The sequence below is a fragment of the Gemmobacter sp. genome, assembly GCF_046292685.1.
Classification (GTDB): domain Bacteria; phylum Pseudomonadota; class Alphaproteobacteria; order Rhodobacterales; family Rhodobacteraceae; genus Wagnerdoeblera.
This window is the reverse complement of the sequence record NZ_JBKBQM010000007.1, coordinates 26,881-46,648: the sequence shown is the minus strand read 5'-3', so window position 1 is coordinate 46,648 and position 19,768 is coordinate 26,881. Positions and strand designations below refer to the sequence as shown.

The window sequence follows — 19,768 nt, the reverse complement described above, 5'->3', positions numbered from 1 at the left end:
GTTTCCTCTCGGAGCACTCCCGGCCCCTGCCGGGTCTCCGCTTTTATGGCGGCCCCATTGCCGCCGCCCCTATCCTTCGCATGTGCCCGGGGCCCTGGGCGTCACGTCGCAGATGGAGGGCGCATACAGCAAAACAAGGCGCTTGGGAAGGGGGCAGGTCGGCCCCCCCGGCGTGGCGGCCGAGCCGGCGAGCAGCCCGCCGTCGATCACGAGTTCGGCGCCGGTCATGTAGGTCGCCTCGTCCGAGGCGAGCAGCACGGAAAGGGCGGCGATTTCCGCAGGGTCGGCAAAACGGCGCAGGGGCGTGTCGGCCACCAGCACCGCCATGCGCGCGGCGCGGTCGGGGCCGGTGCCGAGCAGCGGTTCCCACATCGGGGTCAGCACCGCCGCGGGCAGGATGGCGCATCGCGCCGCGCAGGGCAATGCGGCGTCAGAACACCGCGTGGGCGCCGCGGTCGTCGGCGGCCTCGCCGCGCAGGAGGGCGGCGTAATGATCCTCCAGCCGGTCGGTGCCGGTTTCGGGGGTGGCGTCGGCATCGTAGCGGCCGGCGGCGGCGTTCCAGACCAGCATCGATTCGGTGGCGTAGTAGCGGCCGATGCGCGCGAGTTCCGCCTTGGCGGCGAGGCGGGGCGACAGGCGGCCCAGCACGGAAAGCCCGGCCACGATGGCATCCATCAGGGCCAGCGGCACCTGCCGCACCCGCACCGGGGCGCCGGTCAGGCGCTCCAGCATCGCGGCCTGGTCGCGCGGGGTCAGTGCCGGGCCCGGGCCGCCGATGGGCAGGATGCGGTTGTGCCGCGCGGGGTCGGACAGGCAGGCGGCCAGAAACCGGCCCAGATCGGCATCGGAAACGGGCTTGCAGGCGGTGCCCCGCCCGTCGCCGAACACCAGAAACGGATGGCCCGCCTGCACCCGCGCCACCTGCCCGGACAGCGACTTGAAGAAGGCGGTCGGGCGAACGATGGTCCAGACCAGGGGGGCGGCCTGAAGTTCGGCCTCGAACGCCAGCTTGGCCTGCTGGAAGGCCAGCCGCGGCTTTTGCACGCAGATCGCCGACAGCAGCACGAAATGCCCGACCCCGGCGGCAACGGCGGCCTGCAAGGCCAGGCTGTGCGCGTGGTGGTCGATGGCGCGGGCATCGGCCGGGGTGCCGGTGCGGCTGGCCAGGCACGACACCACGGCGCGCGCCCCGCTGGCGGCCAGCGCCTGCGCCACCGCGCCCGGGGCGGTGACATCGGCGCGGTGCAGGGTGCAGCCGGGCAAGGCCTCGTCGGCGGTGCCGGGGCGGACCAGCGCGGTCACGCTGTGCCCGGCGGCGCGCAAGGCGCGGGCGGTGGCGCGGCCGATGGTGCCGGTGCCACCCAGAAGCAAAACGGGGCTCGGGGTCATGCGGGCCTTCGTGACAGACGATGTGTCAGGACAGAGTGACACATCGGCCGCGCGCTGGCGACCCCCGAAACGCAACCGCCCGCCGGTGCGGCGGGCGGCGACGTTCACGATTTGCGGCGACTCAGCGGCGCAGGCCGAGGCGCTGGATCAGCGAGGTGTAGCGCGCTTCGTCCTTGGCCTTGAGGTAGTCCAGCAGCTTGCGGCGCTGGGCCACCATCATCAGCAGGCCGCGGCGGGAGTGGTTGTCTTTCTTGTGGCCCTTGAAGTGCTCGGTCAGGGTCGCGATGCGCGAGGACAGGATGGCCACCTGAACCTCGGGCGAGCCGGTGTCGCCTTCCTTGGTCGCGTATTCCTTGATGAGGCGGGCTTTTTCTTCGACGGTGATCGACATCGGGGTCTCCTTTTCAGGGGTTATGGCGCAGGCCGGGATGTCGTCCAGCAAGGCCCGTGGAGGGGTCCGCCAGCGTGGCGGATGGCGGCGTATAGGCGGATTCGCCGCAAAAGGAAAGGGGGCTGTCGCGGCCGCCGGGCCGGGGGTTGTGCCTGGGGCCGGGTTGTGGTATTTTTTGCAAGACAATCAATGCGTTAACGTGAATCTTGGTTAACGCGACGGGTGCAGGTGTGCGGGGGAAGCGGTGATGCTGGCGTTGCTGGGGGTCATGGGTTTGTTGATGGCGGGGATCGTCGGCGGCAGTCTGGCGCTGGCGCCGGACCGCGGCGACGAGGGCGAGCCGGAGCCGGAGGATGGCGGGCCCGCGCCCGAGCCGGCCGACGAGGGCGCCGGAACCGCCCAGTTGTGGGACGAGCCGGACGAGGATGTGCCGGATGCACCGGCGGTGCCGGTTCCGGCGGCGACCCAGCCGGCGGCAGAGCCGGACGATACCCCGGATGGCCCCGATGCGCCGGATGGCCCCTGCTGGCCCGAGGATCCGGGTGTGGAGCCGCCCGAAGACCCCGATCTGCCCGCAGACCCGGTTCCGCCCGGCGAACGGATGGAGGGCACGCCGGGCCGCGACGGGTTGACCGGCACCGCCGGCGATGACGAGATTTTCGGCCGCGCCGGCGACGACCAGTTGCACGGCGGCCCGGGCGACGACCGGCTGCAAGGCGGCGCAGGCGAGGATACGCTGGAAGGCGGCTATGGCGACGATACCCTGATGGGCGGCGCCGGCGACGACTGGCTGGCCGGGCAGGAAGGCGACGACCTGATGCAGGGCGGCGCCGGCCACGATACGCTGATCGGCGGCAACGGCGCCGACACCATGATCGGCGGCGCGGGCGACGATTGGCTGGCCGGCTGCGGCGGCGACGATTCGCTGGTGGCCGGGCCGGGCCATGACACGCTGGACGGCGACCAGGGCAACGACACGCTGGAAGGCGCCATCGGCCCGGCGGCAGGCCAGGGCGGCAACCACCTGAACGGCGGCGACGGCGACGATGTGCTGCGCATGGGCGCCGGCGACACCGCCACGGGCGGTGCAGGCGCCGACCTGTTCGAGGTGCATGCCGGCGCCTTCGACGGGGTGGCCACGATTACCGATTACGATGCGGCGCAGGACGAGCTGGTCGTGGTTTACGACGCTGCCGGGCCGGTGCCGGTGGTGACGCTGGAACCCGGCGGCCTGCCCGACGAGGTGCTGGTGCTGCTGGATGGCCAGCCGCTGGCGGCGGTGCTGGGCGGTGCCGGCGGGCTGACGCCGGGGGCGATCCGGCTGGTGGCGGGCTCGTAGGCCTTTTCGGCGCAGGGGTAGCTTTGGCAACGTTTGACATGTAGCAGTCGTTACATTACCGCTGTTCGCATGTCTGATATGCTTTGGCTCCTTCTCACCTACAAGGTTCCTGCCGAACCCTCGGCCCGGCGCATCGCGATCTGGCGGCGGCTGAAGGGCATGGGGGCCGTCTATCTGCAGAACGGCGTCTGCGTGCTGCCGCGCACGGACGATCATGTCCGCCGGCTGAAGATGGTGGAGAACGAGATCCACGAGGCGAGGGGCGAAGCGGTGATCCTGCAGACGGTCGCGCTGGACCCGGCGCAGGAGGCAAGGGTCGTCGCCCGCTTCAAGGCGGAACGCGACGAGGCCTATGCCGAGTTCATCGACAAGTGCGACGATTTCGAACGCGAAGTGGCCAAGGAAATCGCCGCCGGCCACTACAGCTATGCCGAGCTGGAGGAAAACGATGTCGACCTGAAGAAGCTGCAGGTCTGGCTCGACAAGATCGTGAAGCTCGATTTCTACGGTGCCGAGCGCGCCGAGGAGGCGCAGCGGCGCCTGAAAGGCTGCGAGGCGGCGCTGGATGACTATGCCCGCCGCGTCTTTGACGCGAAAGGCGAGAACGGCTGACACAGGAGGTGCCGCATGGCCCGGCAAGTCGCATTCAGGACGAAGCGTTCGCATGTACCACCCGTGCTGGCAGAGCCTGCGCCCTTGCGCCTGCTGGCCCGGCAGGACGACCGCCGCCGGAGATCGGCCTGACGCGCACCGAGGCCGAAGCGGAAGCCCGCCGCCACGATTGACCAGCCGCTTGCGCGGAACACAGGAGACCAGGATGGCCGATGCATCGGAAAACAAGGCAGGCTCGCCCTGGCGCGGGCTGCCGGCGGGAATATGGGCGCTGGGCCTGGTGTCGATGCTGATGGACGTATCGTCCGAGATGATCCACGCGCTGCTGCCGGTGTATCTGACCGTGGGGCTGGGCGCCACGGCGCTGGCGGTGGGCGTGATCGAAGGCATTGCCGAGGCGACGGCGGCCATCACCAAGGTGTTTTCCGGCGCGCTGTCCGACCGGATCGGCCGGCGCAAGGAACTGGCGGCGCTGGGCTATGGGCTGGCGGCGGTGACCAAGCCGGTGTTCCCGCTGGCCGGGTCGATCGGCTGGGTGGTGGCGGCGCGGTTCATCGACCGGGTGGGCAAGGGCATTCGCGGGGCGCCCCGCGATGCGCTGGTGGCCGACCTGGCCCCCGAGGGGCGCAGCGGCGCGGCCTTTGGCCTGCGCCAGTCGCTGGATACGCTGGGCGCCTTTCTGGGGCCGCTGCTGGCGATTGCGCTGATGTGGGCCTTCGCGGGCGATTTCCGGTCGGTGTTCTGGGTGGCGGTGATACCGGCCTTCATGGCGCTGGCGCTGATCCTGCTTGCAGTGAAGGAGCCGCCGCGCCCCGCGGGCCTGCGCCGGGTGCGCAACCCCTTGTCGCGGGCCGAGCTGCGGTTGCTGGGCGGCACCTACTGGGCGGTGGTCGCGGTGGCGACGGTGTTCACGCTGGCGCGGTTTTCCGAAGCCTTCCTGATCCTGCGGGCCGAGGAGGCGGGGCTGCCGGTCATGCTGGTGCCGCTGGTGCTGGTGGGGATGAACGCGGTCTATGCGCTGTCGGCCTGGCCGGCGGGCGTGCTGTCGGACCGGATGAGCCGGCCGGCGCTGCTGATGGCAGGGCTGGGGTTGCTGATCGCGGCCGATCTGGTGCTGGCGCTGGCGCCGGGGCTGGCGGGGCTGAGCCTGGGCATCGCGCTGTGGGGCCTGCACATGGGGGTGACGCAAGGGCTGCTGGCGGCGCTGGTGGCCGAGGCGGTGCCGGCCGAGCTGCGCGGCACGGCCTATGGCATGTTCAACCTGGTCACCGGCGGCGCCTTGCTGCTGGCCAGCGTGATCGCCGGCGCGCTGTGGCAAGGCTTCGGGTCCGAGGCGACGTTCCTGGCCGGCGCGGGTTTTGCGGTGCTGGCGGCGCTGGGGCTGATACCGCTGTGGCGCCGGCTGGGCTGAGTGCGGGCCGGCGTCAGGACGCCAGCGGGCGCAGCCGCGTCCCTCGCCGTTTTCTTGCGGTTCGACGGCCAGGGGGCGCAAGGCGACCTGTGCCGTTTCCACCGGACCGGGGCGAGGCAGGAAGGCCCAGACCATCAGGGCCAGGATGCCAAGGCCGATCAGGCCGGAAAGCAGGGCGCGGCGCAAGGGTTACTCCCTTGTCTCGAGAAAGGCGATGAGATCCGGCCGGTCAAGCCGGCCGCGCACGGCAAGCGCCGGGCGCAGGGCGGCCAGCGCATGGACCTGCGGGTCGCGCGCGAATACGAGGTAGGGGAAGGAAAAGAACCGGGCATACATCTGCGCCAGCCCCACCCCCAGCCCGCCCCCGGCCAGAAAGCCCACCGCGATGCCGCCTGCCGCGATCGGCAGCACGAATTCCAGGTAGCGCCCGTCGATGCGCCCCGGGCCATAGCCGATGGCCTTGAGCAGGCCGATCTGTTCGCGTTCCAGCACGATCAGGCGCGACCGGGTCAGGTGCACCAGCATTGCTGCCACCGGCAGGAAGATGGGCGGCAGCACCTTGACCATCGCGCCCAGCCGAAGGCGCTCGGCATCCAGAAAGGCGTGCGACATCTGGTCGGCGCGCGCGCTGGCGCCGGTGCCGCCGTAGCGGGCGGTCAGCCGGTCGAGCGGTTCGATCACGCGGTCGGCCGGGGTGCCGGGCGCCAGCCGCAGCACCAGGTTGGAAAAGGCGCCGTGCAGGTCGCAGGCCGCGGCCAGCGTGGCGCGCGGCATCCAGCCGATGCCGAAGCGGCGCGGGTCGGGCATCATCTCGCCGGGGCCGAGGGCATAGATGAACTCGGGCGACAGCGCGATGCCGGTGACCACAAGGTCGCGCCGCTTGCCGTTCATCACCGCCGCCAGGGCCAAGCCGGGGCGCCGGCGGTGGGCGGTGGCGAAATCCTGGCTGACCACCCCTCGCGCAGCGATTGCGGGTCGGGCAGGCGGCCCAGGCGCAGGTGCAGCCGGGTCAGCCCCCGGTCCGGGTCGGCCGGCAGGGAGACGAGCAGGAGCGACGCAGGCTCGACCATGCCGGGCAGTTCGGGCCGCCCCGGCTTGACGATGCGCGCTTCGGTCTGAAGCGCGCCCTCCAGTGCTGCCACCCCGGCAAAGCGCACGATGCGGTCGGCGATTTCGTCGATGGCGGCGTCATGGGGGATGACCGGCGTGGTGGCGCCGGTGGTGCGGTTCCCCTCGATCAGCGCTTCCAGCAGCTTGATGCCGGTGGCGCTGTCGAGCGCGCTGCTGTTCGCCGCCCGACTGTTGTGCGGGAAAGTGGTCGTGGCGGTCGGGAAGGCCGACCAGCCTCAAGGTCTCGGCCGGGGGCATCGGGTCGCGGGCGATTTCGGTGCCGAGGGCCACGTTTACCAGCGCGGGCAGGCTGGGCACCAGCTTGCAGAACTGCAAGAAGAAGCCCACATGGTCGCGGCGATAGCGGGTGAGGCCGGTTGCGTCGCGTTGCGTCAGATCCTGGCTGCGCAACAGCAGCTGCCCGGCCGAGGCGGTGTCGCGCCCGCCGAGGATGTTGCGAAACGTAGACTTGCCCGAGCCGGAGGGCCCGCGCATGACCACGAAGTCCCCCGCATGGGCCGCGAAACCACCCCGCGCAGGGTCGCCACCTCGACCGGGCCGTTGCGGCAGACCCTCGTCAGGCCGGCGGCCCGGATCACGGCATCCTGCGACGCTTGCAGGCGGGCGGGTCGCTTTCGCAAAGCGCAGCCCCGGCGGTATGGAACCCCGTGCCATGATGCAGGTCAAACGAAACCCGCAAGGCCGGTGCGCCCGGGGGCTGGCATCCGCCCGCGGCCGGGTTAGAACAGGGCCGCACCAGACAGGAGACCGCGCATGACCACCACTGCCACTGCCGCCGACGCGCTTGCCGTCATCGACGCCCGCACGGGGGGGATGCGGGTGAAGATGGGGCTGGTCCTGGGGTCGGGCCTGGGGCATCTGACCGAGGCGGTGGAGGGGGTCGCCATCGACTATGACGACCTGCCGGGCTTTCCGCATGCCGGGGTGTCGGGCCATACCCGCAAGCTGGTGGTGGGCCGGCTGGAAGGCATGCCGGTGGCGGTGTTCGGCGGGCGGGCGCATTACTATGAACAGGGCCGCGCCGATGCCATGCGCCTGCCGCTGGAGGTGCTGGCGGGCCTCGGCGCCGACACGCTGATGCTGACCAATGCCGCCGGGTCGTTTCTGGCCGAGATTCCGCCCGGCGACCTGATGCTGATTGCCGACCACATCAACTATTCCGGCCGCTCGCCGCTGATCGGCGAGCCGACGGATGCCCGGTTCGTCAACCTGACCAACGCCTATGACCCCGGCTTGCGCGCGGCGCTGAAGGAGGCGGCGGGCGCCGAGGGCATTGCCTTGCGCGAAGGGGTTTATGCCTGGTATTCCGGCCCCAACTTCGAAACGCCGGCCGAGATCCGCATGCTCAGGCTGCTGGGCGCCGATGCGGTGGGCATGTCGACCGTGCCCGAGGTGATTCTGGGCCGGTTCCTGGGCCTGCGCTGTGCGGCGGTGTCGGTCATCACCAACATGGCGGCGGGCCTGGGCAACGAACACATCAGCCACGAACACACCAAGGCCAGCGCCCCCGTGGGTGCGGCCAAGCTGGAGCGCATCTTGCGGCGGATGCTGCGGGCAGGGGTCTGAAGGAAACCCGCCCCGGGCTTGACCCGGGGCCTCTGGGCGCGGGGGCGGTGGAGGCCCCGGGTCAGGCCCGGGGCGGGGTTTCAGCCGGCCACCCGCCGCCGATGCGTCACCGGCCCGCCGCCGGTTGCCTCGATCCGGGCGATGGCCCCCGACAGCGGTTCGCGCACCACCGCCATGAAGGCGCCGGTGGCGTGCACGATTTCGTCCGGGCCGCAGACCAGCGCCACGTGGCCTTTCCAGAACACGAGGTCGCCGCGCTGTTCGGATTCGTCGGGGGCGAGTTCGCGGCCCAGGGCGGTCTGCTGGTCGCTGTCGCCGGGGCAGGGGATGCCGCAGGCCAGCAGCGCGGCTTGCGCCAGGCCCGAACAATCCAGCCCCGCCCGGCTGTTGCCGCCCCAGAGGTAAGGCGTGCCCAGGAACCCCAGCGCCACCGCGGCCGGATCGGCGTCGTGCGCATCGCGCGCGCGCAGGTGGTGCAGCGGCACCCAGCCTTGCGGCACGCGGGCGAACTTGCCCGATGTTTCCAGCACCTGCAGCTGCGCGGCAAAGGGCAGGGTGGCGGTTTCGTGCGCGGCAACCCGCGGTTCTGGGTAAAGCTGGCTGAAGGGCGCGGCCACGCGGTGCGTCACGGGGTGGTCGGGGCCCAGGGCTGCCGCCGCGACCCAGCCGCAATAGCCGTCCTTTTCGGCGATGACATAGGCATCGTCGCCTTGCCGGTCGAGCACCAGCACCCGGTCGCCCCACAGCACCTGCCGGTCGCGCGGGCCGCCGGGTTTGGCGTTCAGGTCGGCCAGAGGCTGGGCGATGCGGGCCGGCGTGCCTTGGGCATAGCTTTCGGCCTGCACCTGCCCTTGCAACGAGACATGGGCGACGCGCCCGGAAAACGGCGTGCTGCGACGATCCATGCGTCAAACCCCCAGCAGCGCGGGCAAGGCCGCGAACAGCGCCCGTGCGCCCTGGCCGACTCCGCCCTTGGGGCGGGCCGGGGCATCGGCGGGCTGGTGGCCGTAGATGTCGAAATGCGCATAGGGCACGCCCGACACGAAGCGGCGCAGGAACAGCGCGGCGGTGATCGACCCGGCCATGCCGCCCGAAGGCGCGTTGTCCAGATCGGCGATGCCCGGTTCGATCTGCGACTCGTAGGGTTCCCAGAACGGCATCCGCCAGACCGGGTCGCGCACCTGCGCCGCGGCGGTTTCCAGCGCCTGCGCCAGCGGCGCGTGGTCGGTGTAATAGGGCGCAAGGTCCGGCCCCAGCGCCACCCGGGCCGCGCCGGTCAGCGTGGCCATCGACACCAGCAGGTCGGCCGGTTCCTCGCAGGCCAGCGCCAGGGCATCGGCCAGGATCAGCCGGCCTTCGGCATCGGTGTTGTTCACCTCGACCGTCAGGCCCTTGCGGCTGGTCAGGATGTCGCGCGGGCGCATGGCATTGCCCGAGACGGCGTTTTCCACCGCCGGCACCAGCAGGCGCAGCCGCACCGGCAGGCGGCTTTCCATGATCGTCTGCGCCAGACCCATGACCGTGGCGGCCCCGCCCATGTCCTTTTTCATCAGCAGCATGTTGGCCGACGACTTGAGGTCGAGCCCGCCGGTGTCGAAGCACACGCCCTTGCCGACCAGCACCACCGCGGGGCCGGCATCGCCCCAGCGCAGGTCCAGCAGGCGGGGCGCGCGGGGGCTGGCGCGGCCGACGGCGTGGATCATCGGCAGGTTCTGCGCCAGCAGATCGTCGCCCACGGTGGCCGTGACGGTGGCGCCGTAGCGCGCGCCAAGGGCGCGGAACGCGGATTCCAGCTCGGCCGGGCCCATGTCGGCGGCGGGGGTGTTGATGAGGTCGCGGGTCAGCGCCTCGGCATTGGCGATGGTTTCCAGCCGGGCGGCGTCGCAGCCCGCGGGCGCCAGCAGGCGGGCGGCGGGCGCCTTGGCGCTGCGGTAACGGTCGAAGCGGTAGCCGGCCAGCAGCCAGCCGAGGGCCGCCTCGTCGCGGTCGTCGGGCGAAAGGGTGCCGGCCAGCGCCCAGACGCCCGCGGGCAGGCGCGCGGCAGCCCGGGCCACGGCAAAGCGCCCGCGCGCCCGTGCCGCGGCATCGCCCAGGCCCATCACCGCGCCGGCCACGCCGCCATCGGGCGCCGGCAGCAGCACCGGGTCGCCGGCGGCGCCGGCCCAGCCTTGCGCGGCCAGCCAGCCGCGGGTGGCCTCGGGCTGCGATTCGAGCCAGGCCGGCGCATCCTCGGCCCGGACAAGGTGCAAGGGCAGCGCGGGCGAGCCGGCGGGGGCAAAGGCAAGGCGCGGTCGGTCGGTCATGGCGGGTCTCCTCTGCCCGACAGCCTAACCGCGCCATCGCCAGCCGCAAGGGGCGCTCAGGCGCTGTTCCAGTTGCCCATCTGCGCCTGTTCGGCGCTGCGCGACAGCCGCGCCCAGGTGGCGGCCAGGGCCGTGGGATCGCCCCGATCCAGGCATTCCCCGACATCGGCGGCGATGCGGCCCACCGTGGTCAGGCCCAGATGTTCGGCGATCCGGCGCAGGCGGCGCAGGCTGCGCGCGAAACCGTCGAGGTCGCGCGCGGCATATTGCGCCCGCAGGCCGTCGTGGACGACCGCCAGTTCCTGCATCGCCCTGTCCAGCAGGGCCTGAACCTCGGCCCCGCCCAGTTCGGCATAAAGCAGCCCGATACGCGACGGATCCAGCCAGATCCGTTCGCGCGGGCACAGATACGTGACCCGTGCCGTCACCGCACCCTCCCACATTCCACACTTCACCCGGGGCCGATTGTGCCGCGGCTTGCTGAACAAACCGTTCGCGTCCGAGGATGCTGCGGTGCAAAAACCGCTCGAAATTTCCGAAAAGCCGGCCTATTGCGAAGGGGCAGGCATGGAGGGTCGGCAGATGGCAAGGGCACGGTTGCTTCCGGCGTATCTGGTGCAGCGCTTTCACGGCTGGCGGGCGACGACCTGGCTGGACAACAAGGCGTGGTATCGCAAGCTGGCCACCGGCGGGCAGCACCCGCGGGCCATGGTGATTTCCTGTTGCGACAGCCGGGTGCATGTCACCTCGATCTTCGGGGCGGACGAAGGCGAGTTCTTCATCCACCGCAACATCGCCAACCTGGTGCCGCCGTATAACCCCGACGGCGAATATCACGGCACCTCGGCGGCGGTGGAATATGCCGTCACCGCGCTGAAGGTGGCGCATCTGGTGGTGCTGGGGCACGCCAACTGCGGCGGGGTCAAGGGCTGCCACGACATGTGCTGCGGCCGCGCGCCCGAGCTGGAGGAGAAATCGAGCTTCGTCGGCCGCTGGATGGACATCCTGCGCCCCGGCTACGACCGCATCGCCGAGCTGCCCGAAGACCTGCGCATCCCGGCGCTGGAAAAGCAGGCGGTGCTGGTCAGCCTGGAAAACCTGATGACCTTTCCCTTCGTGCGCGCCGCGGTCGAGGCCGAGGAGCTGACGCTGCACGGGCTCTGGACCTCGATGGGCGAAGGCGCGCTGGAACAGTTCGACCCCGATCGCGGGGTCTTCGTGCCGGTCTGACATCGCGCCTTGACATGTGCGTGAAAGGTGATCTTGTCACTTCGGCTTTGCCGTCGGGCTGGTATACCCGCTGATGGTGACGAGATGCCGCACCGTGCCATTGAAGGAGTATTGCCGATGAAGATGCTTTCGACGACCGTTGCCCTGTGCCTGTCGCTGGTGGCCGGGGCCGCGCTGGCCAAGGACGGCGTGACAAACCCGGTGGTCAAGGAACGCATGGACCTCATGCAGACCATCCGCAAGAATACCGCTGTGCTGGGCGACATGGCCGGCGGCAAGACGGCCTTCGATGCGGCCGCCGCGACCGAGGCCAAGACGGCCCTTGCCGCTGCCGCCGCGCAGATCACCGCGAAGTTCGAGGCCGAGGAGGACGACCCGGTTGCCGAAGGCCGCCCCGACATCTGGATGGATTTCGAAGGCTTCACCGCCAAGGCCGAAGCGCTGGTGACCGCGGCCGAAGCCATCGACGTGGCGTCTCTGGACGGGCTGAAGGCCGGCATGGGCGCCATCGGCGGCAGCTGCCAGTCGTGCCACGAGGCTTTCCGCGCCAAGAAGTGACCGGACCGGCCGGACCGGGGCAAGGGGCGCGTCGGGCAGGCCGGCGCGCCCCTTGGCCTGTTCAGCCGCAGTCGATGCGGGTGATGATCCGGCGGATGTCGTGGCTGATGTCGAGGCGCGTGAGCGCATGGTCCTGCGTCACCATCATGCCCCGGCCGTTCGCGCGGATCGGGGCGCCACGATGCCCCGGCGCAGCAGGGCTGCAAAGCCCCGCCCCCGGCCCGCCGGCAGCAAGCCGCCGTTGCAAGACGTTGCATCGCGCCGCGATCCGGTCCAGCCTGCGCGCCGAACGAACAGGGAGGATCCCATGCGCACCCGTGCCGCCGTTGCCCTTGCCCCCGGCAAGCCGCTGGAAATCATGGAAGTGAACCTCGAAGGCCCGAAGGCCGGCGAGGTTCTGGTGGAAATCAGGGCGACGGGCATTTGCCACACCGACGAATTTACCCTGTCGGGCGCCGACCCCGAAGGCATCTTTCCGGCGATTCTGGGCCACGAAGGCGCCGGCTTGGTGCTGGAGGTGGGCCCCGGCGTGACCACGCTGAAGCCGGGCGACCACGTGATCCCGCTGTATACCCCCGAATGCCGCCAGTGCCCGAGCTGCCTGAGCCGCAAGACCAACCTGTGCACCGCGATCCGCGCGACGCAAGGACAGGGGTTGCTGCCCGACGGCACCACGCGGTTTTCCATGCCGGATGGCACGCCGATTCACCACTACATGGGCTGTTCGACCTTTGCCAACCACACGGTCGTGCCGGAAATCGCGCTGGCCAAGGTGCGCCCCGACGCCCCGTTCGACAAGATCTGCTACATCGGTTGCGGCGTGACCACCGGCATCGGGGCGGTCATCAACACCGCGCAGGTGGAAATCGGCGCCAAGGCGGTGGTGTTCGGGCTGGGCGGGATCGGGCTGAACGTGATTCAGGGACTGAAGATGGCCGGGGCCGACATGATCATCGGCGTGGACATCAACGATGCGCGCGAGGACTGGGGCCGCCGCTTCGGCATGACCCATTTCGTCAACCCGCGGAAGATCGAAGGCGGCATCGTGCCGCATATCGTCAACATGACGAAGACCCCCTTCGACCAGATCGGCGGGGCGGATTACAGCTTCGACTGCACCGGGAACGTGCAGGTGATGCGCGATGCGCTGGAATGCACGCATCGCGGCTGGGGGCAGAGCATCATCATCGGGGTCGCCCCGGCGGGGGCCACCATCGAGACGCGACCCTTCCAGCTGGTCACCGGCCGGGTGTGGAAGGGCACGGCCTTTGGCGGTGCGCGGGGCCGCACGGATGTGCCGCAGATCGTGGACTGGTACATGGCCGGCAAGATCGAGATCGACCCGATGATTACCCACATCCTGCCGCTGGAGCGGATCAACGAGGCCTTCGACCTGATGCACCGGGGCGAATCGATCCGCTCGGTGGTGGTTTACTGACAGCTCGGCGCGCGGGGGCGCTGCCCCCGGGCGGCCGTGGCACCGGCGGCAGGGTTGCGCCTGCCCCCGGGATATTTGGGTCAAGGTGAAGGGGGCCGAAGGTCAGCCGGCGCTGCGATGGAGCGCGGCGCCGAGCCCTTGCATCAGCGGTTCGAAGACCGGGAAGGAGGTGGCGATGGGGCCGCCGTCATCGACGCTGACGGGGTTGCGCGCGGCAAGGCCGAGCACGAGGAAGCTCATGGCGATGCGGTGGTCGAGGTGCACCGCACAGGTCGCCCCACCCGGGACGCCGCCGGGGCCCAGCCCATGCACGATCAGGGTATCCTCGTCTTCCTCGACGCGGATGCCGCAGGCCTCGAGCCCGCGGGCCATCGCATCGATCCGGTCGGATTCCTTCACCCGCAGTTCCTTGACGCCGCGCATGACGGTGGTGCCGGTGGCGCAGGCGGCGACGACCGAGAGGACGGGGAATTCGTCGATCATGCTGGCGGCGCGGTGGGGCGGGGTTTCCACGCCTTGCAGCGTGCCGGTGTAGCGCACGCGCAGGTCGGCCACGGGTTCGCCGCCTTCTTCGCGCGGGTTTTCGAAGGCGATGTCGGCGCCCATTTCCAGCAAGGTGACATAGAGCCCGTCGCGGGTGGGGTTGCGGCTGACGCCGGGGACGAGGATGTCGGAGCCGGGGACGATGAGGGCCGCGCAAACCGGGAAGGCCGCCGAGCTGGGGTCGCGCGGCACGGCGACGGTTTGCGGGCGCAGGTCGGGTTGGCCGGTCAGGGTGATGACGCGGCCTTCGGCCATTTCCTCGACCCGGACATCGGCGCCGAAGCCGGCGAGCATGCGTTCGGTGTGGTCGCGCGTTGCCTCGCGCTCGATCACCACGGTCTGGCCCGGCGCGTTCAGCCCGGCCAGCAGCACGGCCGATTTCACCTGCGCCGAGGGCACCGGCACGGTGTAGCGCACCGGCACCGGGTCGGCGGCGCCCACGATGGTCATGGGCAGGCGCCCGCCGGCGCGGCCCACCGCCTGCGCGCCGAACAGCGACAGCGGCACGGTGACGCGGCCCATCGGGCGTTTGCGCAAGGAGGCGTCGCCGGTGAAGGTGGCGGTGATCGGGGTGGTGGCCATCGCCCCCATGATGAGCCGCACGCCGGTGCCGGAGTTGCCGCAATCGATCACGTCGGCGGGTTCGGAAAAGCCGCCGACGCCCACGCCCTGCACCGACCACTCGCCGGGGCCATGCCGGGTGACGGTGGCACCGAAGGCGCGCATGGCTGCGGCCGTATCCAGCACGTCCTGGCCTTCGAGCAGGCCGGTGATGCGGGTTTCACCCACCGTCATGGCGCCGAGGATCAGCGCGCGGTGGCTGATCGACTTGTCGCCGGGCACCTCGGCCACCCCGCGCAGGGGGCCCGAGGCGCGGGCGGTCATCGGGACGGGTTCGGCATGGGCAGACATGGGCGGTTCCTGCTGGTCACGAGGGTGCGCCTGTCCTAGCCCAAGCCTGTGGCCCGGTCCATGCCCTGCGCAACGGCCGGGTCCGGGGTGATCGGGCGGTCAGGGCCACTTTGCGATCGGCGGCAGGCTCATCAGCACGGCGTTGGCATCGTGGCCGGTTTCGAGGCCGAACTTCGTGCCCCGGTCGTAGACCAGGTTGTATTCGGCATAAAGCCCGCGGTGCACCAGTTGCCTTTCGCGGTCTTCCTCGGTCCAGGGGGTTTCGCGGCGGCGGTCGACCAGCGGCACGAAGCCGGGCAGGAAATGCGCCCCGACCGAACGGGTGAAGGCGAAATCCGCCTCCCAGTCGCCGGTGTTGAGATCGTCATAGAAGATGCCGCCGACCCCGCGGGCCCGGCCGCGGTGGGGCACGAAGAAATATTCGTCGGCCCAGGCCTTGAAGCGCGGGTAGTAGTCCTGGCCGTGGCCCTGGCAGGCGGCTTGCATCTGGCCGTGGAAATGCGCGGTATCCTCGGCATATTCCAGCGCGGGGTTCAGGTCGGCGCCGCCGCCGAACCACCAGGCGTGGGGCGTCCAGAACATGCGGGTGTTCATGTGCACGGCCGGGCAATGCGGGTTGCGCATGTGCGCGACCAGGCTGATGCCGCTGGCCCAGAACCGCGGGTCCGACTCCATCCCCGGCACGCCACGGGCGGCCATCGCGCGTTGGGCGCGTTCGCCCAGCGTGCCGTGGACGGTCGAGACGTTGACCCCGACCTTTTCGAACACCCGGCCGCCGCGCAGCACGCTCATCAACCCGCCGCCGCCGGCGCCGCCGTCGCGCTGCGTCGGGGTCACCTCGAACCGGCCCGGCGCGATGTCGGAGGCGGGGCCCGATGTGTGCCGGTCTTCCAGCGCCTCGAAGGCCGCGACGATGCTGTCGCGCAACTCGCGGAACCAGGCGGCGGCGCGCGCCTTGCGGGCTTCGAAATCGGGATCGGTCATGCGGGGTCTCCGGCTTTGCTGGCCAAGGGATAGCAAGCCGGGGCCGCGCTGGCCAGCCCCGGCAACCCGGCCTGACAGCAGGGCCGACAGGCGGGCCTGACAGCGGCGACGGCGACCATTTGCCGATGCCTGGCGCGCCCTCTTGCCGCCCCGTCCGGGTCGCGCCAGCATGGGCAGGCGGCCCGGCGCGCGGGCAAGGAGGGTGCGATGCGGCGGATGGGGTCTGCGCTGGGGATGATGATGCTGCTGCTGGCGGGGTGCGGCAGCCTGCAGGACCAGTGCATCCGCCTGAATGCCCGCGACCTGTTCCTGCACGACCGCCAGATCGCCGAGGCGCAGGCCAACCTGCAACGCGGCTACGCGCTGGAGGAGGTGGAAGAACGCGAATGGCGCTGGGTGAGGTGTGGCCCCGCCACCCCGGGCGGCCCCGGCCAACCGCCCGAGCCCCCCGAGATGTGCTGGGAGGAAGTCTCGCATTTCCTGGTGCGGCCGAAGCCGATCGACCTGGCGGCCGAACGGCAGAGGCTGGCGGGTTTGCAGGCCGCGCGCGCGGGCCTGGAGCGCGCGGCGGCACCGGCGCTGGCCGAGTGCCGGGCGCGGTATCCGCAGTAGCGCCGCCCGGTCAGTGCGCCGGCAGGCGCACGGGGTCCAGCAGGCTGCGCCCGCCGTCCACGGTGAGGATATGGCCGGTCACGAAACCGGCGCCGTCCGAGGCGAGGAACTGCACGGTTTCGGCCAGTTCCAGCGGCGCGGCGATGCGGTGCTGCGGCGTGCCGCGGCGGATTTCCTCGCGCCATTCGGGGTGATCCTTCAGGCTGGCTTGCAGGCTGGCGCTCATCACGCTGCCGAAGGCGACGCAATTCACCCGGATCCGCTTGGGCGCCAGGGCCACCGCCATCGAGCGGGTCATCTGTTCCACCGCGGCGCAGGCCACGGAATAGCCCAAGAGCTCGGGGTGGGTCTGGCGCGCGGCGATGGAGGACAGGTTGATGATGCTGCCCGCCGGGGCATCGCCCGGGGCCTTGGCGGCCTGGGCGATCATGCGTCGCGCCACGTGTTGCGACAGGCGCAGCGAGGTCATCAGGTTCTGTTGCAGCATTTCCTGCACCTCGTCGGCATCGGCCGACAGCGGGTCGGACAGCGCGACGGACCGGCTGGCGTTGACCAGGATATCCACCCGGTCGAAGGCGTCGAGCGTGGCCGAAAGCAGGTTGTTGATGGTCAGCTTCTGGCACAGGTCGCCGCCGAACCAGCGCACCGGGCCTTCGGCGTGGGCTTCTTCGCCCAGGTCGCGTTCCAGGGCGGCTTCGTCCATGTCGGCGAACATCACGTTGGCGCCGCGGTCTACGAAGTGGCGCGCGATGGCGCGGCCGATGCCGTGGGCGGCGCCGGTGACGATGGCGGTCTTGCCGGAGATCGACAGGGTCATGGGCAGGCTCCTTCAGGTCGGGCGGCGCGGAATCGGACGACTGGCACGATACAACCGGAAACGGGAATCGCCCCGCAGCTCCTCGATGTCGCGGAACAGGGCGGCAAGCGTTTGCTCATAGGGCAGGTGGCGGTTGCCCACCAGCCACAGCGTGCCCGAGGTGGTCAGCATCCCCGCCGCGGCGCGCAGGAAGGCGAGGCCAAGGCCGGGGTCGGCCTCGCGCCCGGTGTGGAAGGGCGGGTTGCAGACCACGGCGCCGAAAGGCGCCTCGGGGCGAAAGCGGGTGGCATCGGCCCAGTGGAACCGCGCCCGCGGGTCGGCGATGTTCTGGCGCGCGCAGGCCAGCGCCTCGGCCTCGGCCTCGATCAGGTGGCATTCGGCCACGCCCTCGCGTGCCAGGACGGCGCGCGCGAGGTAGCCCCAGCCGGCGCCCAGATCGGCGACCCGAGCGGGCAGCCGCGCCGGCAAGGCCGCGGCCAGCAGGACCGATCCCGGGTCGGGCCCATCGGCGGAAAACACCCCCGGCGCGGTGACGAAGCCGCCGATGTCGCGCCGCGTGGCGGCCCAGGCGGCCAGGTCGGCCCCGGCGGCAAAGGCGAAGATGCGCCCATGCGCCTTGGACAGCGCCGGGCCCGGGGCGGCGCCGGCGGCCTGAAGGTCGCGCCATACCGATTCGACCCCGTCGGTCTTTTGCCCGTCGACCAGCACCGGGCCGCCGGGCACCACGGCGGCCGAGGCCTGCGCCAGCAACGCCCGCGCCAGATCGCGCGCGCGCGGCAGGCAGACCAGCGCGGCGGCGAAGGCGCCTTCGGGCAAGGGGGCAACGGCAAACCCGAGCGCGGCAAAGGCATCGGCATCGGGGCGAAAGCCGGTAACGACCTGCACGCGGTCGCGCGGCAAGGCCGACAGGTCGTCGCCCGCCCGCGGGCGCAGCACGAGGATGCGGCCTTGCTGCGGCCACGCCGCCAGCCCGGAGCCGAGCGCGAGTTCAAGACGTTCCGAGCGCATGGGCGGCCCCGGCGGGGCCTATTCCTTTTCCATCGTGCATTGCAGCGGGTGCTGGTGGCGGCGCGAGAAATCCATCACCTGCGCGACCTTGGTTTCCGCCACCTCGAAGCTGAACACGCCCACCACGGCCACGCCTTTCTTGTGCACGGTCAGCATGATCTCGAACGCCTGCGCGTGGCTCATGCCAAAGAACCGTTCGAGGACATGCACGACGAATTCCATCGGGGTGTAATCGTCGTTCAGCAGCAGCACCTTGTACATCGGGGGCCGCTGGGTCTTGGGCCGGGTCTTGGTGACGACCGAGGTATCCCCGCCCGGGCCGTCCTTGCGGTCGGTCATGGTCCAGGGTGTGCGCATGGTCATCGGGCCTCGTGCAGAAGGGGCGGATAGCGCAGTATATAGCCGAACGCCCGCTTTGGGAAAGGGGCGCCGGACACGAAGCTTGCGCCCCGCCTGCGCTCAGGCCGCCTCGTGCCGCAGGATCGCCGCCTCGGAGGCCGAAAGGTTGCGCCGGGCAAAACCGCCGTAGCTGGCCGGGTCGGGCAGCAGCGCCTGCAGGCTTTCGCGTTGCGCCGGCTCGATGGTGTCGAGCGCGGCGCTCAGCGGGTGGAAGCTTTCGGTTTCCAGCCCGTTGGCGAACACGAGGTGATGCGCCTCCAGCAGGACATGGACATAGGTCACCTCGCGCAAGGCGGTGTCGACGAAGACGGTGGCATCGTTCACCAGGTCGCAGGCGCGCACCAGCACCTCGGGCGTGCCGAACAGGGCATCGGCGGCGTCGCCGCGCAGCAGCAGCCGGTGTTGCGGCGACACCAGCAGGTCCACGTCGGGGCGCCCGCCGCCCAGGGCCGCGGGGCGGATGCGCACCGGGCGCAACTGCGGCATGGCGTAAAGCCGCGCGCCCGACATGCGCCGCTGGCCGGCCCAGATCACCGGCTGCGGCCCGCTGTCGGCGGTGTCGATCCGGTCGCCGGGGCGCAGCGATTCGATCGGGCGCAGGCCCGAGGGCGTCGCGATCATCGTGCCGGCGGCAAAGCAGATCACCCCGCCTTGCGGGTTGAGGTCGGGCGCCAGCAGGCGCGGGTCCAGCGTGCTGCGCACCACCCACAGGTCGCGCCCGGCCGGCGGCAGGCTGCCGGCGAACATCACCAGGCGCGCCGCGCTGTCGGGCACGGGGATCAGGCTTGCGTCCCACACCTGGCGCCCGTCGGTCAGGGTAAAGCCCTGCTCGGGGGCGGCCGAAGCCTCGGGCGTTTCGGGCGGTTCGGGGCCCTCGGGGGCCGCAAGGGCAGCGCCCACAAGGCGGCGCACCATGCGCGCGGCGCGGGCGCGCATCGCCGCGCCGCCTTCGGGGGCGTCGAGCCGCAGCACCGAACCGGGGCGGTCCACCCGCACGGCCTGGCCCGTCCAGCGCCAGCCGGCGCCCACGGTGATTAGCCCCAGACCGGGCGCGCGGATGCCATCCGCCTCGGTCTGCGACCATGACATGACGTAAACGCCCCGGCTTGCCGTGGACATCGGAT

The 19,768-nt window shown here is 71.0% G+C and carries 24 protein-coding genes; 8 read left to right on the top strand and 16 right to left on the bottom strand.

Features of this window, described 5'->3' with window-relative positions:
- Positions 1 to 69 precede the first annotated feature (69 nt).
- The 3 genes from ACK4S2_RS03365 to rpsO all read right to left on the bottom strand — a co-directional run bounded on the left by ACK4S2_RS03365 (position 70) and on the right by rpsO (position 1,781).
- The gene (locus ACK4S2_RS03365; protein ID WP_409620311.1) at positions 70 to 537 is read right to left on the bottom strand and encodes an SDR family oxidoreductase; all 468 of its coding nucleotides are present in this window, start codon (positions 535 to 537) and stop codon (positions 70 to 72) included.
- On the bottom strand, positions 431 to 1,390 hold the full coding sequence (locus ACK4S2_RS03360; RefSeq protein WP_409620309.1) for an NAD(P)H-binding protein: 960 nt from the start codon (positions 1,388 to 1,390) through the stop codon (positions 431 to 433). Before ACK4S2_RS03360 ends, ACK4S2_RS03365 begins: the two co-directional genes overlap by 107 nt.
- A gap of 121 nt (positions 1,391 to 1,511) precedes the next feature.
- Positions 1,512 to 1,781: a 30S ribosomal protein S15 gene (rpsO, locus tag ACK4S2_RS03355; protein WP_409620307.1), complete on the bottom strand. Its 270-nt coding sequence runs from the start codon at positions 1,779 to 1,781 to the stop codon at positions 1,512 to 1,514.
- Positions 1,782 to 2,028: 247 nt separating this feature from the next.
- Between rpsO and ACK4S2_RS03350 the strand changes: the two genes are divergently transcribed.
- From ACK4S2_RS03350 to ACK4S2_RS03340, 3 genes are all read left to right on the top strand, one after another.
- On the top strand, positions 2,029 to 3,120 hold the full coding sequence (locus ACK4S2_RS03350) for a calcium-binding protein (RefSeq protein ID WP_409620305.1): 1,092 nt from the start codon (positions 2,029 to 2,031) through the stop codon (positions 3,118 to 3,120).
- 78 nt (positions 3,121 to 3,198) lie between these two features.
- Entirely contained in the window at positions 3,199 to 3,732 is a 534-nt protein-coding gene (locus ACK4S2_RS03345; RefSeq protein ID WP_409620303.1) for a Chromate resistance protein ChrB, read from the top strand.
- Positions 3,733 to 3,937: 205 nt separating this feature from the next.
- Positions 3,938 to 5,143, top strand: a complete 1,206-nt coding sequence (locus ACK4S2_RS03340) for an MFS transporter (protein ID WP_409620301.1) — start codon at positions 3,938 to 3,940, stop codon at positions 5,141 to 5,143.
- Between the two features lie 189 nt (positions 5,144 to 5,332).
- Here the strand turns inward: ACK4S2_RS03340 and ACK4S2_RS03335 are convergent, their stop codons facing one another.
- The 3 genes from ACK4S2_RS03335 to ACK4S2_RS03325 are packed head-to-tail and all read right to left on the bottom strand — an operon-like array spanning position 5,333 to position 6,748.
- The gene (locus ACK4S2_RS03335; RefSeq protein ID WP_409620299.1) at positions 5,333 to 6,052 is read right to left on the bottom strand and encodes an FtsX-like permease family protein; all 720 of its coding nucleotides are present in this window, start codon (positions 6,050 to 6,052) and stop codon (positions 5,333 to 5,335) included.
- The gene (locus ACK4S2_RS03330; protein WP_409620297.1) at positions 6,034 to 6,300 is read right to left on the bottom strand and encodes a hypothetical protein; all 267 of its coding nucleotides are present in this window, start codon (positions 6,298 to 6,300) and stop codon (positions 6,034 to 6,036) included. The genes ACK4S2_RS03335 and ACK4S2_RS03330 overlap by 19 nt, the downstream gene beginning before the upstream one ends.
- A gap of 31 nt (positions 6,301 to 6,331) precedes the next feature.
- The gene (locus ACK4S2_RS03325) at positions 6,332 to 6,748 is read right to left on the bottom strand and encodes an ATP-binding cassette domain-containing protein (RefSeq protein WP_409620295.1); all 417 of its coding nucleotides are present in this window, start codon (positions 6,746 to 6,748) and stop codon (positions 6,332 to 6,334) included.
- Between the two features lie 279 nt (positions 6,749 to 7,027).
- Between ACK4S2_RS03325 and ACK4S2_RS03320 the strand changes: the two genes are divergently transcribed.
- The gene (locus tag ACK4S2_RS03320) at positions 7,028 to 7,840 is read left to right on the top strand and encodes a purine-nucleoside phosphorylase (protein ID WP_409620293.1); all 813 of its coding nucleotides are present in this window, start codon (positions 7,028 to 7,030) and stop codon (positions 7,838 to 7,840) included.
- A gap of 80 nt (positions 7,841 to 7,920) precedes the next feature.
- Here ACK4S2_RS03320 and ACK4S2_RS03315 read toward each other — a convergent pair whose 3' ends face one another.
- Genes ACK4S2_RS03315 through ACK4S2_RS03305 form a run of 3 tightly spaced genes read right to left on the bottom strand, consistent with a single transcriptional unit; the run spans position 7,921 to position 10,571 of the window.
- Complete coding sequence (locus ACK4S2_RS03315) at positions 7,921 to 8,745, bottom strand: C40 family peptidase (RefSeq protein WP_409620291.1); 825 nt, start codon at positions 8,743 to 8,745, stop codon at positions 7,921 to 7,923.
- Between the two features lie 3 nt (positions 8,746 to 8,748).
- Positions 8,749 to 10,143, bottom strand: a complete 1,395-nt coding sequence (locus ACK4S2_RS03310; protein ID WP_409620289.1) for a leucyl aminopeptidase family protein — start codon at positions 10,141 to 10,143, stop codon at positions 8,749 to 8,751.
- Between the two features lie 56 nt (positions 10,144 to 10,199).
- On the bottom strand, positions 10,200 to 10,571 hold the full coding sequence (locus tag ACK4S2_RS03305; RefSeq protein ID WP_409620287.1) for a hypothetical protein: 372 nt from the start codon (positions 10,569 to 10,571) through the stop codon (positions 10,200 to 10,202).
- A 154-nt stretch (positions 10,572 to 10,725) separates the two neighbouring features.
- On the opposite strand from ACK4S2_RS03305, the gene ACK4S2_RS03300 reads away from it, so the two are divergent.
- Positions 10,726 to 11,373 (top strand): carbonic anhydrase, encoded by a 648-nt coding sequence (locus ACK4S2_RS03300; protein WP_409620382.1) that lies wholly within the window; start codon positions 10,726 to 10,728, stop codon positions 11,371 to 11,373.
- 117 nt (positions 11,374 to 11,490) lie between these two features.
- Complete coding sequence (locus ACK4S2_RS03295; RefSeq protein WP_409620285.1) at positions 11,491 to 11,931, top strand: c-type cytochrome; 441 nt, start codon at positions 11,491 to 11,493, stop codon at positions 11,929 to 11,931.
- Positions 11,932 to 11,992: 61 nt separating this feature from the next.
- Here ACK4S2_RS03295 and ACK4S2_RS03290 read toward each other — a convergent pair whose 3' ends face one another.
- Positions 11,993 to 12,178, bottom strand: coding sequence for a hypothetical protein (locus ACK4S2_RS03290; protein WP_409620284.1), 186 nt, complete (start codon positions 12,176 to 12,178; stop codon positions 11,993 to 11,995).
- 60 nt (positions 12,179 to 12,238) lie between these two features.
- On the opposite strand from ACK4S2_RS03290, the gene ACK4S2_RS03285 reads away from it, so the two are divergent.
- Positions 12,239 to 13,369 (top strand): S-(hydroxymethyl)glutathione dehydrogenase/class III alcohol dehydrogenase, encoded by a 1,131-nt coding sequence (locus tag ACK4S2_RS03285; RefSeq protein ID WP_409620282.1) that lies wholly within the window; start codon positions 12,239 to 12,241, stop codon positions 13,367 to 13,369.
- Positions 13,370 to 13,471: 102 nt separating this feature from the next.
- Here ACK4S2_RS03285 and aroA read toward each other — a convergent pair whose 3' ends face one another.
- Positions 13,472 to 14,824, bottom strand: a complete 1,353-nt coding sequence (gene aroA / locus ACK4S2_RS03280; RefSeq protein ID WP_409620280.1) for a 3-phosphoshikimate 1-carboxyvinyltransferase — start codon at positions 14,822 to 14,824, stop codon at positions 13,472 to 13,474.
- Positions 14,825 to 14,923: 99 nt separating this feature from the next.
- On the bottom strand, positions 14,924 to 15,808 hold the full coding sequence (gene hemF, locus ACK4S2_RS03275) for an oxygen-dependent coproporphyrinogen oxidase (protein WP_409620278.1): 885 nt from the start codon (positions 15,806 to 15,808) through the stop codon (positions 14,924 to 14,926).
- 207 nt (positions 15,809 to 16,015) lie between these two features.
- Between hemF and ACK4S2_RS03270 the strand changes: the two genes are divergently transcribed.
- Complete coding sequence (locus tag ACK4S2_RS03270; RefSeq protein WP_409620276.1) at positions 16,016 to 16,420, top strand: hypothetical protein; 405 nt, start codon at positions 16,016 to 16,018, stop codon at positions 16,418 to 16,420.
- A gap of 10 nt (positions 16,421 to 16,430) precedes the next feature.
- Here ACK4S2_RS03270 and ACK4S2_RS03265 read toward each other — a convergent pair whose 3' ends face one another.
- The 4 genes from ACK4S2_RS03265 to ACK4S2_RS03250 all read right to left on the bottom strand — a co-directional run bounded on the left by ACK4S2_RS03265 (position 16,431) and on the right by ACK4S2_RS03250 (position 19,763).
- On the bottom strand, positions 16,431 to 17,237 hold the full coding sequence (locus ACK4S2_RS03265; RefSeq protein WP_409620274.1) for an SDR family NAD(P)-dependent oxidoreductase: 807 nt from the start codon (positions 17,235 to 17,237) through the stop codon (positions 16,431 to 16,433).
- Between the two features lie 12 nt (positions 17,238 to 17,249).
- Positions 17,250 to 18,245: a methyltransferase gene (locus tag ACK4S2_RS03260; protein WP_409620272.1), complete on the bottom strand. Its 996-nt coding sequence runs from the start codon at positions 18,243 to 18,245 to the stop codon at positions 17,250 to 17,252.
- An 18-nt stretch (positions 18,246 to 18,263) separates the two neighbouring features.
- Positions 18,264 to 18,584 (bottom strand): ATP-dependent Clp protease adapter ClpS, encoded by a 321-nt coding sequence (gene clpS, locus ACK4S2_RS03255; RefSeq protein WP_409620380.1) that lies wholly within the window; start codon positions 18,582 to 18,584, stop codon positions 18,264 to 18,266.
- A gap of 120 nt (positions 18,585 to 18,704) precedes the next feature.
- Entirely contained in the window at positions 18,705 to 19,763 is a 1,059-nt protein-coding gene (locus ACK4S2_RS03250) for a Hint domain-containing protein (RefSeq protein WP_409620270.1), read from the bottom strand.
- Positions 19,764 to 19,768 lie beyond the last annotated feature (5 nt).